The organism is Bradyrhizobium sp. Pha-3 (assembly GCF_042258615.1).
Taxonomy (GTDB): domain Bacteria; phylum Pseudomonadota; class Alphaproteobacteria; order Rhizobiales; family Xanthobacteraceae; genus Bradyrhizobium.
On record NZ_CP170152.1, the window covers coordinates 4,922,520 to 4,936,689 of the forward strand.

General features: G+C 64.8%; 19 protein-coding genes. All 19 read left to right on the forward strand.

Features of this window, described 5'->3' with window-relative positions; translation table 11 throughout:
* Positions 1-54: 54 nt before the first annotated feature.
* On the forward strand, positions 55-1,161 hold the full coding sequence (locus tag ACE10Z_RS23465; RefSeq protein WP_375782875.1) for a reverse transcriptase/maturase family protein: 1,107 nt from the start codon (positions 55-57) through the stop codon (positions 1,159-1,161).
* A complete protein-coding gene (locus ACE10Z_RS23470) occupies positions 1,151-2,455 on the forward strand; it encodes a phage Gp37/Gp68 family protein (protein ID WP_375782876.1) in 1,305 nt (434 codons plus the stop codon). The genes ACE10Z_RS23465 and ACE10Z_RS23470 overlap by 11 nt, the downstream gene beginning before the upstream one ends.
* Positions 2,452-4,107: a hypothetical protein gene (locus tag ACE10Z_RS23475; RefSeq protein ID WP_375782877.1), complete on the forward strand. Its 1,656-nt coding sequence runs from the start codon at positions 2,452-2,454 to the stop codon at positions 4,105-4,107. The genes ACE10Z_RS23470 and ACE10Z_RS23475 overlap by 4 nt, the downstream gene beginning before the upstream one ends.
* Positions 4,104-4,445, forward strand: coding sequence for a hypothetical protein (locus tag ACE10Z_RS23480; RefSeq protein WP_375782878.1), 342 nt, complete (start codon positions 4,104-4,106; stop codon positions 4,443-4,445). The genes ACE10Z_RS23475 and ACE10Z_RS23480 overlap by 4 nt, the downstream gene beginning before the upstream one ends.
* Positions 4,442-4,948 (forward strand): hypothetical protein, encoded by a 507-nt coding sequence (locus ACE10Z_RS23485; protein WP_375782879.1) that lies wholly within the window; start codon positions 4,442-4,444, stop codon positions 4,946-4,948. The genes ACE10Z_RS23480 and ACE10Z_RS23485 overlap by 4 nt, the downstream gene beginning before the upstream one ends.
* Before the next feature lie 42 nt (positions 4,949-4,990).
* Positions 4,991-5,311, forward strand: a complete 321-nt coding sequence (locus tag ACE10Z_RS23490) for a hypothetical protein (protein WP_375782880.1) — start codon at positions 4,991-4,993, stop codon at positions 5,309-5,311.
* Between the two features lie 58 nt (positions 5,312-5,369).
* Positions 5,370-6,176: a DUF2303 family protein gene (locus tag ACE10Z_RS23495; RefSeq protein ID WP_375782881.1), complete on the forward strand. Its 807-nt coding sequence runs from the start codon at positions 5,370-5,372 to the stop codon at positions 6,174-6,176.
* A gap of 6 nt (positions 6,177-6,182) precedes the next feature.
* Entirely contained in the window at positions 6,183-6,410 is a 228-nt protein-coding gene (locus ACE10Z_RS23500) for a hypothetical protein (RefSeq protein ID WP_375782882.1), read from the forward strand.
* Positions 6,404-6,946: a hypothetical protein gene (locus ACE10Z_RS23505; protein ID WP_375782883.1), complete on the forward strand. Its 543-nt coding sequence runs from the start codon at positions 6,404-6,406 to the stop codon at positions 6,944-6,946. Before ACE10Z_RS23500 ends, ACE10Z_RS23505 begins: the two co-directional genes overlap by 7 nt.
* Entirely contained in the window at positions 6,943-7,239 is a 297-nt protein-coding gene (locus tag ACE10Z_RS23510; protein ID WP_375782884.1) for a DUF4326 domain-containing protein, read from the forward strand. Before ACE10Z_RS23505 ends, ACE10Z_RS23510 begins: the two co-directional genes overlap by 4 nt.
* Complete coding sequence (locus tag ACE10Z_RS23515) at positions 7,236-7,733, forward strand: hypothetical protein (RefSeq protein WP_375782885.1); 498 nt, start codon at positions 7,236-7,238, stop codon at positions 7,731-7,733. The genes ACE10Z_RS23510 and ACE10Z_RS23515 overlap by 4 nt, the downstream gene beginning before the upstream one ends.
* The gene (locus ACE10Z_RS23520; protein WP_375782886.1) at positions 7,730-9,463 is read left to right on the forward strand and encodes a DNA cytosine methyltransferase; all 1,734 of its coding nucleotides are present in this window, start codon (positions 7,730-7,732) and stop codon (positions 9,461-9,463) included. Before ACE10Z_RS23515 ends, ACE10Z_RS23520 begins: the two co-directional genes overlap by 4 nt.
* A 119-nt stretch (positions 9,464-9,582) precedes the next feature.
* Positions 9,583-10,197: an SANT/Myb-like DNA-binding domain-containing protein gene (locus ACE10Z_RS23525; protein WP_375782887.1), complete on the forward strand. Its 615-nt coding sequence runs from the start codon at positions 9,583-9,585 to the stop codon at positions 10,195-10,197.
* Positions 10,194-10,724, forward strand: a complete 531-nt coding sequence (locus ACE10Z_RS23530) for a hypothetical protein (RefSeq protein WP_375782888.1) — start codon at positions 10,194-10,196, stop codon at positions 10,722-10,724. Before ACE10Z_RS23525 ends, ACE10Z_RS23530 begins: the two co-directional genes overlap by 4 nt.
* Positions 10,721-11,446 carry a DUF1643 domain-containing protein gene (locus ACE10Z_RS23535; RefSeq protein WP_375782889.1) on the forward strand — a complete coding sequence of 242 codons (726 nt, stop codon included), beginning with the start codon at positions 10,721-10,723 and terminating at the stop codon, positions 11,444-11,446. The genes ACE10Z_RS23530 and ACE10Z_RS23535 overlap by 4 nt, the downstream gene beginning before the upstream one ends.
* Positions 11,443-11,679 (forward strand): hypothetical protein, encoded by a 237-nt coding sequence (locus ACE10Z_RS23540; protein ID WP_375782890.1) that lies wholly within the window; start codon positions 11,443-11,445, stop codon positions 11,677-11,679. The genes ACE10Z_RS23535 and ACE10Z_RS23540 overlap by 4 nt, the downstream gene beginning before the upstream one ends.
* Positions 11,672-12,103, forward strand: coding sequence for an HNH endonuclease (locus ACE10Z_RS23545; protein ID WP_375782891.1), 432 nt, complete (start codon positions 11,672-11,674; stop codon positions 12,101-12,103). Before ACE10Z_RS23540 ends, ACE10Z_RS23545 begins: the two co-directional genes overlap by 8 nt.
* Positions 12,100-13,392, forward strand: coding sequence for a hypothetical protein (locus ACE10Z_RS23550; protein WP_375782892.1), 1,293 nt, complete (start codon positions 12,100-12,102; stop codon positions 13,390-13,392). The genes ACE10Z_RS23545 and ACE10Z_RS23550 overlap by 4 nt, the downstream gene beginning before the upstream one ends.
* Positions 13,392-14,018, forward strand: coding sequence for a transcription termination/antitermination protein NusG (locus ACE10Z_RS23555; protein ID WP_375782893.1), 627 nt, complete (start codon positions 13,392-13,394; stop codon positions 14,016-14,018). Before ACE10Z_RS23550 ends, ACE10Z_RS23555 begins: the two co-directional genes overlap by 1 nt.
* The last annotated feature ends 152 nt before the right edge of the window (positions 14,019-14,170 follow it).

A 14,170-nucleotide genomic window follows, 5' to 3' on the forward strand; every position in this document is an offset into this window, starting at 1 on the left:
CATTTCCGGACGTGAGCCTTTGCGACCTTTTTGGAGAGACGAGGAGCTTCGCCGATGATTGCCGCGAAAATCCTGATTGCGATCGTCCTGGTGTTCATCGCGCTTTGTCTCGTGTCCGCGGTGATGGTGTCGCGTCCGCGCGAGCCACGGGCCGGCCGGCGCCTGCATGGGCCGGCCGGCCGCCGCGGACCCTACGACATGCCAGGCTTCACGCCCGAGCAGCTCGAGGCGATCGCCCGGGGCCCGGTCGAGCTTCATCACGCTTCCGACGGCGCGTTGCCTCTCGCCCGCGACATCGCGGCTGGGACGTATGTCGCAGGCATCCCGCACGAATTCCACATCTTCGATCCGAAGAAGCGCCTGATCACCGCGCTGCCGTTCCGCGATCGCGTCGCACAGCAGGCGCTCTGCCTTGTGATCGTGCCGATCTTCGATCGCGCGTTGCTGCCGCGCGCCTTCGCCTGCCGTCCCGGCAAGGGCACTCATGCCGGCGTCATGCAGCTGCAGGGTGATCTCCGCCGCGAGGCCCGTCGTGGCGCGCCGCTCTATTTCCTGAAGACGGATTTCTCGGCGTACTTCGCCTCGATCGAGCGGCCGGTGTTGTGGCGGCTGATCGAGGCCAAGATTTCCTGCCGCGCAACGCTCGACCTGATCGAGACGATGGTGCCGCGGCTCGGCATCGGCCTGCCGATCGGCAGCCTGACCTCGCAGATCTTCGCCAACCTCTACACCGGTGCCACACTCGACCGGCACCTGCAGCAGACGCTGGGCGAGCGACTCTGGTATCGCTACATGGACGATCTCGTGGTGCTCGGCACCAGCTCGCAGCACCTGCGCCTGGTCAAGCAGTCGATCGAGGAGTTCTCACGCGACCGTCTCGGCCTGCGCTTCTCGAAATGGCAGATCGCCCCGGTTACCCGTGGCATCAACTTCCTCGGCTACCGGATCTGGGCCAGCCACAAGCTGCTGCGCCGGGGCAGCGTCGTCCGCGCCAAGCGCAAGATCGCCGCCTATCGCGCCGCAGGCGACCATGAGCGGCTGCACAAGTTCCTGGCCGCATGGCTCGGCCACGCCCGCTGGGCCGACAGCGCCAATCTTATCCGCAGCCTTGGGCTGACGCTCGATACGCCGAAGGGAAAGGGAAATCCTGATGGCCGGTAATTCCCCGATCGAATGGACCGAGCAGACCTGGAATCCGATCGTCGGCTGCTCGATCGTCTCGCCCGGCTGCACCAACTGTTACGCCATGGCGATGGCCGCGCGGATCGAGGCTATGAACGCCGAGGCCCGGGAGGCCGACCAGGTGCACGGCAAGCGCCGCCGCGCCGCCGGCCAATATGACGGCACCACCAGGAAGGTGAACGGCAACGCCGTGTGGACCGGCAAGGTCGCGCTGGCGCCGGAGAGCGTCCTGCTCGCCCCGCTGCAGCGGAAGAAGCCGACGACCTATTTTGTCAACTCGATGGGCGACCTGTTCCACGAGGACGTGCCCGACGAATGGATCGACAAGGTGTTCGCGGTCATGGCGCTGTGCCCGCAGCACACGTTCCAGGTACTGACGAAGCGGGCGAGGCGGATGCGGGAGTATCTCTCGCACTACGAGGTCACAGCGCGTATCGCCGTCGTCGCTGATCAACTTTGGTCTCAGCACCTCGCGCCAGGCGATCGCGGATACTGCCAGGTGACCGGCACAATTGATGCCGATGGCTACAAGGACGTCGACATCGATCTGCGCGAATGGCCGCTACCTAACGTCTGGCTCGGCGTCTCGACCGAACGCCAGCAGGAAGCCGACGAGCGGATCCCCGAACTGCTCGCCACACCGGCGGCGATCCGCTTCATCTCGGCGGAGCCGTTGCTCGGGCCGATCGCGCTCTATTCACTTGGCGGCATGGAGTGGGCCAAGGACAAGACGACCACGGTTCATGACGCGCTTGGTGGCTTCCGCAGCGACCAGGTGCTCACGGCCAAGCTCGACTGGGTCATCGTTGGCGGAGAGTCTGGCCCCGCTGCTCGCCCGATGCACCCGGACTGGGCACGTTCGCTGCGCGATCAATGTGCTGCGGCGAACGTGTCCTTCTTCTTCAAGCAGTGGGGCGAGTGGGGCATGCCGACCGACGATCTCGGCGCGCTCGACTGGCCCTATCATAGGGATCACGACCGCGCTCATTGGTTCGATCGCCGCACCTGTGTGCGACCGATCGAGAAAGGATGGTCGGATAAGTATCACGGAGGCGCCGGCGCGCTTCCGCCACCTCCCTTCGATCTGTTCCAGACACCGGAATATCTCGATCAGGTGTCGCGCTGTGCGCAGCCGAGCTGCCGTGACGCGGTCAAATGCACGGGCAACGCCGCACAGGCGGCCGTTACGCGCGTCGGCAAGAAAGCCGCCGGCCGGTTGCTTGATGGCGTCGAGCACAACGGCATGCCGACTGCGCGTGAGGCGCGCCAATGACACTTCCGGTCCACACCTTCGCCGATCTGTTCTGGCCGTTGCAGGGCGACGCCTTCCACGAGCTCGTCGGCGATATCCGTGATCATGGCGTGCGCGACCAGATCGTGCTGTTCGACGGGCAGATCCTCGACGGGCGCAACCGGATCAATGCGCTGACCTTCCTGACCGAGAGCGGCGAGGTGCTCGGCGACGGCTGGGGTCACCGCGCCGGCGAACCGCTCGATGTCGAAATGCTGGAGCCATCGGCCGACAATCTGCTGTTCCGCACCTTCAATCCGGCGGTCGAGGGCGATCCGCTGCAATGGGTGGTCTCGAAGAACCTGGTGCGTCGGCACCTGACCGACGACCAGCGCCGCATGGTCGGCGCGCGGCTGGTCAACCTGAAACGTGGACGTCCGCCCGCGTCGCCGGAGGATGACGGGGAGAAAACTTCGCAAGTTGCGAATATTTCCCGAGCGCAGGCTGCCGAAATGGCGCAGTCGGATGTGCCCGGCATCGACCGGGCGCGCGCCGTAATTGCCCATGCCGTGCCGGAGGTTATCTCGGCCGTCGACGCCGGTGATCTGTCCGTCTCCGCGGCGTCGACGATCGCCAAGCTCCCGGAGCCCGAACAGCCGTCCGCGCTCGAGCGCGCACTTCCGAACGGTAGCCGCGCGATCATGTCTTCGCGCGTCGAGCCCGATGACAGCCTCGACTATTTCCCGACGCCGCCCTGGGCGACGCGGGCGCTGCTCCGGCATGTCCTGCCGCAACTCATGGACGACCCGGGCGAGCACACCGCCTGGGAGCCGGCCTGCGGCGAGGGCCACATCGCCGAGGTGCTGGAGGAATATTTCGGCCGCGTGGTCGCGACCGACGTCCACGACTACGGCTACAGCGATCGGCTGGTCGATTTCCTCGACGACAACGGCGAGGCAGGCGACATCCGCGCCGACTGGATCATCACCAATCCTCCCTTCGCCGAGAAAAGCGAGGCCTTCGTGCTCCGAGCGCTGGAGCGCGCACGGTACGGCGTTGCGATGTTCGTGCGGCTGCAGTGGCTAGAGACGATCGGGCGTTACGAGAACATCTTCCGTGACCGGCCGCCGACCCTGATCGCGTTCTTCGCCGAGCGCGTCAACCTCTGCAAGGGGCGCTGGGATCCGGAGGGCGGCACCGCAACGGCCTACATCTGGCTGGTCTGGGACAAGTATGAGCAGCCCCGCGCGCCGTTCTGGATCCCGCCCGGCTCCCGCGAAAGCCTGTCGCGATCCAACGACGTCGCCCGCTTCACCCAGCATCCGGTCGCGCGGCGCCCGGATCATGTTTCCCGTGCGAAAGCAGATGTGCGTGCGATCTCCGTGCATGCCGGGCAACGCCCGGATGCCGCATCGCTAGGTGTAGAACCATCTGCCGGTAGGCTTCCCGATGGGCGGACATCGGACGCCGGCGCAGCGGAATTGCTCGTTGCGCCGGCACCAATACCCCGAGAGGAGGCGTCTGGTACAGCTCGCGAGGCTCCCACCCCCGTTTCGGGACGCGAACCGGCCAGGCCTTTGGTTGTGGCAGCCGGTTCAGACGTAGGGGTTCAGCCCGCGCCTCCGCAGCTCGCGTCCAGCGAGCCGCACCCGCTCGACCTTCCCGAATTCCTGAGACGGAGCAAGGAGCCATGAAGCACCTTCGCTGCATCGGCGGTCCTCGCCACGGCTCGGTGATCGAACTGGCCGATCACACCGGCGACGTTCTCCTGATCAATCCGAGAGCGCCGGAAGAACCGCGCACCCGCTACACAGCGCGGTTCGCCTACACGACGCGTTCGGCATTTACGGATGATGTCGTTCACTTCCTGGCGCCCGCGGACATGACCGACAGCGAGGCGCTCCGGATCGCGCTGGGCCCGGTCGAGCATTTCAACCGGTCGTGGATCTCGCTCGAAGAGGAGCAGAAGCTTCGCGACCGGATCGAGGTGCTCGAAGGCGAACTGCAGCAGGCGAGGGACAGCGCAGCATGAAACAGTCCCGCTTTATGTCTGCGCTGGAAACGACGCTGTCGACCGCAGCCGGCTTCGGTCTTTCCCTGTTCTTGCAATGGATGATCCTGCCTCTCCTCGTCGGCGTGCCTATCCCGCTGCATACTAATCTCGCCTTCGCCGCCATCATGACTGTCGCCTCGCTGGTGCGCGGTTTTGTTCTCCGGCGCGCGTTCGAGGCGTTCCATATCCGCCGGCCGGTCTCCCCGTTCATGTCCGCAGTGATCGCGGAGCGGTTTCGTCAGATCGAGCAGGAAGGCTGGTCGACCGAGCATGACGACGCGCACGACCGCGGCGAGCTCGCCCGCGCGGCCGGCGCCTATCTTCTCCACGCCGGAACGGAATCAAAGACCGTTCCGCACGAATGGCCCTGGGATGGTTCGTGGTGGAAGCCGCAGGGACGCCGCCGCGACCTCGTGCGCGGCGGTGCCCTGCTGATCGCCGAGGGCGAGCGGTTCGATCGTGCCCGAAAGGGAAGGCGCTAATGCACGCCGTCCACATTTCACGTCTCACCAAAGGAGATTCCCATGCGTCCAATCACTGATGTGCTGCGTGACTACCGCAACGGCCGTGCCGTCGACATGGCAAGCCGCGACCTCGCTGAATGCGTCCGTGCCGTTGACGAGACCGGCAAGAAAGCCAAGCTCGTGATCGAGCTCACGATCGAGCCCGAGAAGGGCGGCGGTTCGCAGAAGGAATTGTCGATCAAGGTCAAATCCTCGGTGCCGAAGGCCGACATTCCGAAGGCGATCTTCTTCTCGGACGGCACCGGCGACCTGCACCGCACCGACCCTCAGCAGAAAGAGATGTTTACCGAGGCCGGCGGCGCCGCCCGCGGCAGCGCCTGATTCTGTTCGTCTCCACCACCGCGTTCGTTCAACCCCCAAAACCTAAGGTCCTAGATCCATGAGTGAAGCCGATTCCGTCGCCAAGCTTGCCGCCAAGGCGGCTGGCGTGCCGCAGATAATGACCATGGCCGATGGCCGTGAATTGCTGGTTCTGCCCCAAGGGTTCGAATTCAAGGATGTCTCGCCGGCCAACAAGGCCGAGGTGCTCGCACCGAAGCAACTAGTGCAGTCCGTCACGCTCCAGAACGCCGATGCGTTGATCGAGTACCTCAACCGGTTCAAGGCCGATACCTCACTGATGTTCGCCGACGTTCAGGCCAACCGGATCGTCTGCGCGCTCGACTACCACGACAAGGCCAAGGCATCGCTGGTGACGCACCGCGCGATGCTCGACCTGCCGTTCTCGGAAGAATGGAAGACCTGGAGCGGCATCTCGGGCCAGCTGAAGCCGCAGCTGGAGTTCGCCCGCTTCATCGAGGAGAACGCGCCCGACATCAAGGCGCCGGATGCCGCCTCGCTGCTGGAAGCCGTACGCGACCTGCAGGCGCGGCGGACTGTCAACTTCATCAAGGCCGTGCGCACCTCGAGTGACAATGAAAGCTTCGAGTTCAACGACAATACCGAGGCCCGCACCAAGGGTGACCTCGAACTGCCGACCCGGTTCCTGCTGAGCATCCCGGTCTATTTCGGGGATGCGCCGGTCGAGGTCGGCGCCTTCCTGCGCTGGAAGCTTGACGAGGGCTCGCTCAACCTCGGTATCAAGCTGCATCGCGCCGAGCATATGCGCCAGGCGGCGCTCAGGCTGATCGTGACCGACGCGGTCGAGAAGACCGGCGTCATGGCCGTGTTCGGCAAGCTCGGCTGAGACACCATGCTGGCGCCGCATCGCATGTCGCCGAACCGCCGCCGCGAGCTGCGCGAACGCGTGCAGCAGCTCGTCCGCGAGCGGCTCGGCGACCGCCTGATCTGCACGCGATGCGGCGCCAAGCTCTCCACCTATGCCGACAAATGCGCCGCTGATCTCGATGAACGGTGCCCGGGCTTCAACGTCGTCGATCGCGTGCAGATGGATGCGGAGAAGGAAGTGGGGCTATGTTGATGAAGGCGATATCGCTGTGGCAACCATGGGCGTCCCTCATCGCATGCGGCGCGAAGCCGTATGAGACGCGCGATTGGGCTCCGCCGGCTGAGTTGATCGGGCAGACGATCGCGATCCATGCCTCGAAGAAGGTCGACAAGGACGCGCGCGCCTTCGCCGAAGACCTGATGTACGGGCAGCACTCGCCCGGCGGCTTCGATCTCGCCGACAAACTGTCGGCATCGATGCAGGGAATCCCCGACGAGCTGATGCAATGCTTCGGAATGGCAGTGATGCCGGTCGGCTGCGTCGTCTGTACCGCACGGCTGGACGCTGCCTTTCAGCTGGGCGATGCCGCAGAAGGGACCGCCGTTCCAGCTGCGCGCGTAGTCCGACGCATGGTGAGCCGCCCTATGCCGGACTGCTTCACGGTCCGCTACGACGACTTCGGAGACTACAGGGCCGGCCGTTGGGCATGGTTGTTGCGGAACGTGCGGGTCCTCACGCCTACCGCGGGCGTGACCGGACGCCAGAAGTTTTTCGAGGTGCTGCAATGACCGCGCCGCAACGGATCCAGCGACAGCGCACCAAGGGCTGGCGGATGCCGGAGAACACGGTCTACGTGGGTCGGCCCGGCAAGTTCGGAAACCCGTATGCCGGCACCTTCGAGCAGGCAATGTACCGCACCTGGCTGTGCGGCAGCAGCGAGCGCGCCAAACGTGTCCTCGACGCGCTGCCGAGTCTTCGTGGCAAGAACCTCGCGTGCTGGTGCGCCGTCGGCGAGCCATGCCACGCCGATGTCCTGCTCGAACTCGCAAACCGTCCCAATTGTGAGGAGGCGACGCGATGAGATCGCTCACCGTGTGGCAGCCATGGGCCTCGCTGATCATGATCGGCGCCAAGCACCACGAATTCCGCGGCAAGAGCTACCGGCTCTATATGAACGCGCCGCAGGTAGGCGAGCGCATCGTCATTCAGGCCGGGGCGCGTCCGGTGCGCCCGAAAGAGGTCGAGGACCTGCTCGCCCGGCTCGATGCCGAGGCCAATGGCACCGCCGAGCTCTCCGGCCGCACCTGCCTCGACGTCGACAAAGCCCGCGCGCTGCTGCTGAAGGTCCGGGCTGCGCACAAGTATCGGCTGCTGCCGACCGGCATGGCGCTCGGCACCGTCGTGCTAGGTCAGCCGATCCTCGCCTGCGACCTGTTCCGGATGAATGTCGCTGACAGTGACCGCAGCAACTTCAACTGGGCCTGGCCGCTCTCGGACATCCGCCACTTTGAGCCGCCGATCGAGATGCGGGGCTATCAAGGATTCTTCAACGTCAATGTGCCGGAGGTGGCATGAAGCGTCCGCGCAAGATACTCGTGGCCGACCTGCTTTGCGGCGCTGGCGGTTCATCGACCGGCGCAGCTCGCGCGCTATCCGATCTCGGCCTCGAGATGGAGCTCGTCTGCGTTAACCATTGGGGCGTTGCACTGGAGACGCACCAGAAGAACCATCCGGCGGCGCGGCACTATTGCGAGGACATCGCGGCGGTGCGGCCGCACATCATCGTGCCCGAAGGGTACCTCGATCTCCTGATGGCCTCGCCGACTTGCACGCATCATTCGGTCGCGCGCGGGGGCAAGCCTACCTCGGACCAGCAGCGTAGCGATCCCTGGCACATCATCACCTGGCTGACGGAGCTTCGCGTCAAGCGCATCATCATCGAAAATGTCTGGGAGTTTTGCGGCTGGGGCCCGGTCGATGCCCGCACCGGCAAGCCGATCAAGAGCCGCAAGGGCGAGTATTTCCGGGCATGGATCGATACCATCCGCAGGCTCGGCTTCGATCCGGAATGGCGCAAGCTGAACGCCGCCGATTATGGCGACGCGACGACGCGGCAACGCTTCATTTTGATGGCGCGCAGCGACCGCAAATCGTTCTCATGGCCGATGCCGACGCACGTCAGGAAGATGGACGGCCTGTCGCTGTTCCCGACGCAGAAGCCCTGGAAGCCAGCGCGCGAGATCATCGACTGGTCGATCAAGGGCCGCTCGATCTTCGACCGAAAGAAGCCGTTGGCGCCGAAGACGATCGCCCGAATCTATGCCGGCGCGGAGAAGTTTAAATGGCCGGAACCGTTCCTCGTTGTCCTGCGCAATCATATGGCAGGGCAGAGCCTCGATCGGCCGTTGCCGACAGTTGCGGCGAATGGATCACACATTGCCTTGGCACAGCCGGTGCTGGTCGAACCCTTCATCCTCAACCGGCATGGCGATGGCTACGGCGAGAGCAGGGCGCATGCCATCGGCGAGCCAGCGCCGACGGCGAACTGTGATGGCGGGGGCTATCTGGTCGAGCCATTCGTTCTATCGCGACACGCCGGAGGCGCCGCGCGATCGCTCGACGAGCCGACGCCGACGCAGGTGGCGAAGCACTCGCACTGCCTGATCGCGCCTTATTACGGCTCCGGCTCGGGCGAGACCTGCCAGAGCGCGGAGGAACCGCTGCCAACGGTCACGTCGAAGGGGCGTTTCGGTATGGTTGTGCCGGTCACCCACACCCATGGCGGAAACGCAGCGCGCGATGTTGACGATCCGCTGCCGACGCTGACGACCGCCAAGGGCGGCGAATTCGCCATGGTGATGCCGGTTACCCACGCTGGTTTCGACGATCGCGCCCGCGATCCTGCGACCGATCCGCTGCCGACTGTGACCGGGGCCAACCGCGGCGAGCTCGCCTTCATCGCTGCGCAGTTCGGCGAGCGTGTAGGGCAGGCGCCACGCGTGCATGATCTCGACGGGCCAACGCCCGTAATCTGCGCGTCGGGACATATCAACCTGGTCGAGGCGACTCCGCAGTTCGACATCCTGTTCCGCATGCTGGAGCCGCACGAGCTCGCCGCGGCGATGGGCTTCAATTCCGATGACCAGGCCTACGAATTTGCGGGCACCAAGACCGAGAAGATCAAGCAGATCGGTAACGCCGTCTCGGTCGCGAAGATGAAGGCGTGCGTCGGCGCGATCATGGCCGATGCGGCACGACCGCGCATGAATGAGCCTGACGCTATCCTGCAGAGGGCGGCCGAATGACGGGAACAGCAGAAATCGTAGCCGGATCGCATGGCGATTGGCGGAAGGCCCAGATCGAGCTTCTGGAAATGCTGTGGCGAGAGGCCATCCGAAAGCATGCCCGGATTCCGTGGGCGGAGATGGCTCGCCAGGTCGGTCACTCGATCGCGTCGTGCGAGGCCAAGATCGCGGACATCCGCGCGGACGCGCAGCTCAGAGGGAAGCGGGAGATCATCATGACGACGAAAAAACACAAGCCCTGGACGACGCGGCAGACCCAGATTCTGCTTACTGCCGTGCGCGAGGCCCGCTCCGGCATGGTCCGTGTTCGCGTGCCTTGGGAGAAAGTTGCCGAAGAGGTCGGGCACTCCGTGTCCTCGTGCAAGGACAAGTTCGCCAACATGCGCAAGCGCGACAGCATCCAGCTGATCCGCAAGCTGTGCGGACGGGACCGCGATCCGGCACCGGTAGAGCCGATCGAGATCGCTGCGCCGACCGCGCCCGAACCCGCGCGCGCGCCTGCGCCGTCAGCCTATATCGACTTCAACCGCCCGGCATCGCCCTTCCGGTTTGGATTCGACGCCGACATCCGCGCCCGCGTCGCCGAACAGGGCGCGACCGCGGGCCTTCTCGGTGACCCCAAGCCCGGCCGCAGCGCGCTCGATGCCATGCGCCGCGGCGAGGTCTCCGAGCCGGGCGTGCCACGCAACGGCTACCGGCTGGCCCGGATCACGCTGGCGGGAGGCGTGCGATGAACGGGCTCGCCGAGGGTACTCCGCTCGCGCCAGTCCAGCCGTTCTGGTCGGACGATTTCGACATGGACCTTCCGAAGATTTTTCCGGAAGCGCACCACCTGCTCGGCGATCTAGCGGGCGTCGAAATGTGGACCGGAGGCAGCGCGGACGCGAATGGGCGACTCAACCATCCGTCGTGCTGGAACACGGATGTCGGGCTCGCCGCATTCTTCGGATTTAGCGATACCGGGCGCGACGAGGGCTTTTACGTCGCGAGCGGGGGCCGCGTGCGTTGCACCGCATGGGAAGCGTTCCGCGATGCCTGGTGCCGCAACTACGTGATGGTCATCGAAAACAGGGTCGTCTGGCGCACCGATAGGCTATGGCCTCATTTCGAGACCATCATGTGGAACGTGCGCAGCTGGGACGACGGCAGCAAGAAGCCGAACGATGGCTTTGCGCGCCGTCAGGCATTGGGCTCGTATCGCCACGCGATCCAGCTTTTCCGTGAAGTGGTCGAACTGCATCGCGCACGGAGCGCGCCATGAACCATCGCTGGGGCGATCCCGTCCGCTTCCCCCATAAGACCGAGCACGAATGCCTCAACGGCTGCCGCACCATCAAGGTGACGCGCCACGAATCCGAGGCCGCGCGCGACGTCGTCTGGCCCGAATTCTGGCGCGACGGGGAAAAGATCGAGGGCGACAGCACGCCCGAGTGCGAGCCGGTCGCCGTCGGCGGCTGCGCCGTCTTCTCGCCCGATCGCATGTACCGCTACCGGCTCGAACGCGAGCTCCCGGGCGAAGGCATCATCGCCGCCATCATCATGGTGAACGGCTCCGACGCGGACGAAACCTCGAACGACCACACGGTGCGCAAGCTGATCGGGTTCGGCACGCGCCTCGGCTGGCGGCGCATCATCATCGGAAATCTGTTCGCCTTCGTCTCGACCGACATCAGCGGCCTGCGCACGGCCGCCGACCCGATCGGCTCCGACAATGATCGCCACCTCGAGGAGATCATCGCCGCCGCCGACATCGTCATCGTCGGCTGGGGCACAGTTAAAAAGCTGCCCGAGGCCCTGCGCAAGCGCTGGATCGACGTGGTTAGAATCGCCGATCGGCTCGGCCAGCAACTCTATTGCCTCGATGTGACCGACGACGGCCACCCGAAGCACCCGCTGATGATCGGCTACGACGCTGTGCCGCATCCGTGGGACGCGCCGTGGTTTCCGAACCGGGTGCCGGCTGGCCTGGAGGTCGCGCCGTGAAGTCAATCCGCCACCCCCTTCTTATCGACCGCGTCGCACCATTCCTGCGCAAGCCATCAGCCGCCCCCCTGCTCACGCCAGCCGAGGTAATCTCGGCCGCGCTCTCGCTCTTCGTGCCGGGGCCAGCACGCATGATCTCGCCATCGGGCCTCGGCGTCAGGTTGATCCTGCTGGCGCTTGACAAGACTGGCTACAAGATCGTGCCGATGGAACGGGAAGATCACGATGCCTGATTTCCCGTCACGCCAGCAACGGCTGCACATCCTGCTCCGCGACGCGCTGATCCAGCAGCAACGCCGCTGCGCCTATTGCAAGGTGCCACTCTCGCGCAGCACGGCCACCGCCGACCATAAGCACCCGCGCTGCCGTGATGGACGCACATCGCGCGGCAACATCGTAGCGGCGTGTCTGTCGTGCAACCGCGCCAAGGGCGACATGCATGAGGGCGCGTTCTACCGGATGATCAATCGCGCGCGGCCCATTCCCGGAACACCGGCCAACATTCTCCTGATCTGGGCGGCAAGGCGCATCTGGCGCCGCACGCACCAGGCCTGCGCTGCGATCGAAAGGCGCGTGCGTGCCCCTGATGTTCCCACCACTCATACGAGTTCATTGCGTCCAGATTCACTTTACGGCCAAGAGACATCTCCGACATGACTGCCAATGCCCGCGACAAACGCCGGAAACGGCGCCTCGCCTCCGACGAAGCCCACAGCTGGGCGCGGAACATGGAATTGAAGAATCCGCTCGGCAAATCGGTGCTGCGCGCAATCGCGTTCTACTGCAACGACGAAGGCATCTGCACGGCAGGGATCGATACCCTGGCGCAGGACTGCGACGTCACGGCCAACACGGTGCGCTCGCGCCTCAAGTTCCTCGAGGACGTCGGCGCCATCGTGCGGCTGCCGTGCTGGCGGGATGATCTTGGTCGGCGCAATTATGAGGGTCGCGGCAAGCGCACCACCGACGATATCCGCATCATGGTCGATGCTGACGTCGAGATGATCGAGGCGCGCGCGCAGGGTTTTGCGGTTCCTGATCACGATGACGCTGGCGAGATTAGCCCCTCACGCGGTGAGGGGCTAAATCCGGGCGACGCGAATCGTAGCCCTTCAGTAGCCCTGCAGCAGCCCTCCAACTGCGTGGAGGGCCTAATGTCTGAACCTGAACCTGAATCTTTCCCCCAACCCCCTTCCAGGGGGCTGTCCGATGATGAGGACGATCGGGAAGGTGAAGCGGGCGATGCTGGCAGCGTCGTCGAGGAACCGGAGCATTTCGCGTTCTTCAAGGCCAACTATCCGGGCAGGGAGCGCTGGGCCTGGCAGAAGCCGTTGATGGTTTTTGCCGCGCTGTCGCCGCTCGATCAGCAGCGCGCGGCAGCAGCGGCGCCCGAATACGCCAAGGCCATCGAGACCTCGCGTCCACGGCAGGCGCCGTTCCGGCCCGACAGGTTCCTGAAGGATCGCGTGTTCGACAACTTCCCGCACGCCCGGCTGCCGGAGCGTCCGCCGGAGCGCGCCTGGATCGTCGAAGGCTCGGTCGAGTGGCGCGCGCTCGAGGTGCTCGCGTATCTGCTCGACCTGTCGCCGCCGCGCCCGATCCGTTCCGAGACGGGCGAGTTCGGGATGTGGCGCCTCGGCGCTGTCGGGGCTGATCTTGCGGCCCTCGCGCAGTTCGATCCGGACGAAGCGCTGGAGTGGCCGGTCGCCGTTCCCGAAACGCGCGAATTCAACGCATGGCGAAGCCGATATCACGGCTGGACCGGACGCTGGCCCGAAGAGCGCATCGTGATGCGCGCTGGTCAAACCACCACAGAGGTCAACGGCAAGCCGATGACCTACCAGAACCGGATCAAGGGACTGCTCACTCCGTGTCGGTGGCCGCCCAAAAAGGATGGCGGACTGTATGCAGAGCACGAAAAGCCGGGCAACGAGGAGAGGGCGTGATGAACATGGTGGTCGAGTTCGGTAATCTCGAGAACGTGAGGCAGGCCCTCAAAGTCGGCCAGATCGTCGAATATCTCTCGCCGCAGGAGGCGATCTCGGTACCCTTGCCAAAGAGGTGGTACATCCTGCGCACCATGCCGACCCGGGAGTTTCAGGTGATCAGGCGCTTTGCGCGCCTCGGGCTGAGTGCGTACCTGCCGACACTGACGGCCCGCCGCGAGTTTCGCAGGTACAAGGCCGGCTATGAATGGATCGAACGACGGAACGTCACCATGCCGCTGATCGCGGGAGCGATGCTCGTCCCTGACTTCGAGATCGATGCCGGTCACTGGAAATCTGTGGAGGGCGTGTTCGGAATCCTGCGCTTTGGCGACTTCGTGCCAACGATCTCACCTGCATTGCTGGCTGACCTCAGGCGCATCGAGGCAATCGGCAATACCCCTAAAAGCAAGCGGGATCATTACTTTAAGATCGGTCAGCTGGTGCGGGTGCTGAGCGGTCCATTCAGGGATTTCTGCGGTCGGGTCGAGCGCTTTGACAACACCGGCCGAATCAATGTTGGACTGGAGATATTCTCGCGCATCACGCCATCGGAATTCGATGAGGGTGAGATCGAGGCGGTTTAAGCTGGGTGGCAGCGTTGTATGCCACCTTGGTGCCAGACGGCCAAGGTCGTCAGGACGCCTCGAACGAAGGAAGCACACCTTCGGCGCCCCCCTCGTCGGCACCATGCCGATTCAGGGGCTGTTCAGAGATGCGCCTTTCGAGGCAAGCCCCG

What these genes read in the sequence shown, in the direction of transcription:
- ACE10Z_RS23475 (WP_375782877.1), top strand. Translation starts at nt 2,452, where the DNA reads ATGACACTTCCGGTCCACACCTTCGCCGATCTGTTCTGGCCGTTGCAG.
- ACE10Z_RS23495 (WP_375782881.1), top strand. Translation starts at nt 5,370, where the DNA reads ATGAGTGAAGCCGATTCCGTCGCCAAGCTTGCCGCCAAGGCGGCTGGC.
- ACE10Z_RS23535 (WP_375782889.1), top strand. Translation starts at nt 10,721, where the DNA reads ATGAACCATCGCTGGGGCGATCCCGTCCGCTTCCCCCATAAGACCGAG.
- ACE10Z_RS23545 (WP_375782891.1), top strand. Translation starts at nt 11,672, where the DNA reads ATGCCTGATTTCCCGTCACGCCAGCAACGGCTGCACATCCTGCTCCGC.
- ACE10Z_RS23505 (WP_375782883.1), top strand. Translation starts at nt 6,404, where the DNA reads ATGTTGATGAAGGCGATATCGCTGTGGCAACCATGGGCGTCCCTCATC.
- ACE10Z_RS23480 (WP_375782878.1), top strand. Translation starts at nt 4,104, where the DNA reads ATGAAGCACCTTCGCTGCATCGGCGGTCCTCGCCACGGCTCGGTGATC.
- ACE10Z_RS23550 (WP_375782892.1), top strand. Translation starts at nt 12,100, where the DNA reads ATGACTGCCAATGCCCGCGACAAACGCCGGAAACGGCGCCTCGCCTCC.
- ACE10Z_RS23555 (WP_375782893.1), top strand. Translation starts at nt 13,392, where the DNA reads ATGAACATGGTGGTCGAGTTCGGTAATCTCGAGAACGTGAGGCAGGCC.
- ACE10Z_RS23515 (WP_375782885.1), top strand. Translation starts at nt 7,236, where the DNA reads ATGAGATCGCTCACCGTGTGGCAGCCATGGGCCTCGCTGATCATGATC.
- ACE10Z_RS23490 (WP_375782880.1), top strand. Translation starts at nt 4,991, where the DNA reads ATGCGTCCAATCACTGATGTGCTGCGTGACTACCGCAACGGCCGTGCC.
- ACE10Z_RS23500 (WP_375782882.1), top strand. Translation starts at nt 6,183, where the DNA reads ATGCTGGCGCCGCATCGCATGTCGCCGAACCGCCGCCGCGAGCTGCGC.
- ACE10Z_RS23520 (WP_375782886.1), top strand. Translation starts at nt 7,730, where the DNA reads ATGAAGCGTCCGCGCAAGATACTCGTGGCCGACCTGCTTTGCGGCGCT.
- ACE10Z_RS23510 (WP_375782884.1), top strand. Translation starts at nt 6,943, where the DNA reads ATGACCGCGCCGCAACGGATCCAGCGACAGCGCACCAAGGGCTGGCGG.
- ACE10Z_RS23465 (WP_375782875.1), top strand. Translation starts at nt 55, where the DNA reads ATGATTGCCGCGAAAATCCTGATTGCGATCGTCCTGGTGTTCATCGCG.
- ACE10Z_RS23530 (WP_375782888.1), top strand. Translation starts at nt 10,194, where the DNA reads ATGAACGGGCTCGCCGAGGGTACTCCGCTCGCGCCAGTCCAGCCGTTC.
- ACE10Z_RS23525 (WP_375782887.1), top strand. Translation starts at nt 9,583, where the DNA reads ATGGCTCGCCAGGTCGGTCACTCGATCGCGTCGTGCGAGGCCAAGATC.
- ACE10Z_RS23470 (WP_375782876.1), top strand. Translation starts at nt 1,151, where the DNA reads ATGGCCGGTAATTCCCCGATCGAATGGACCGAGCAGACCTGGAATCCG.
- ACE10Z_RS23485 (WP_375782879.1), top strand. Translation starts at nt 4,442, where the DNA reads ATGAAACAGTCCCGCTTTATGTCTGCGCTGGAAACGACGCTGTCGACC.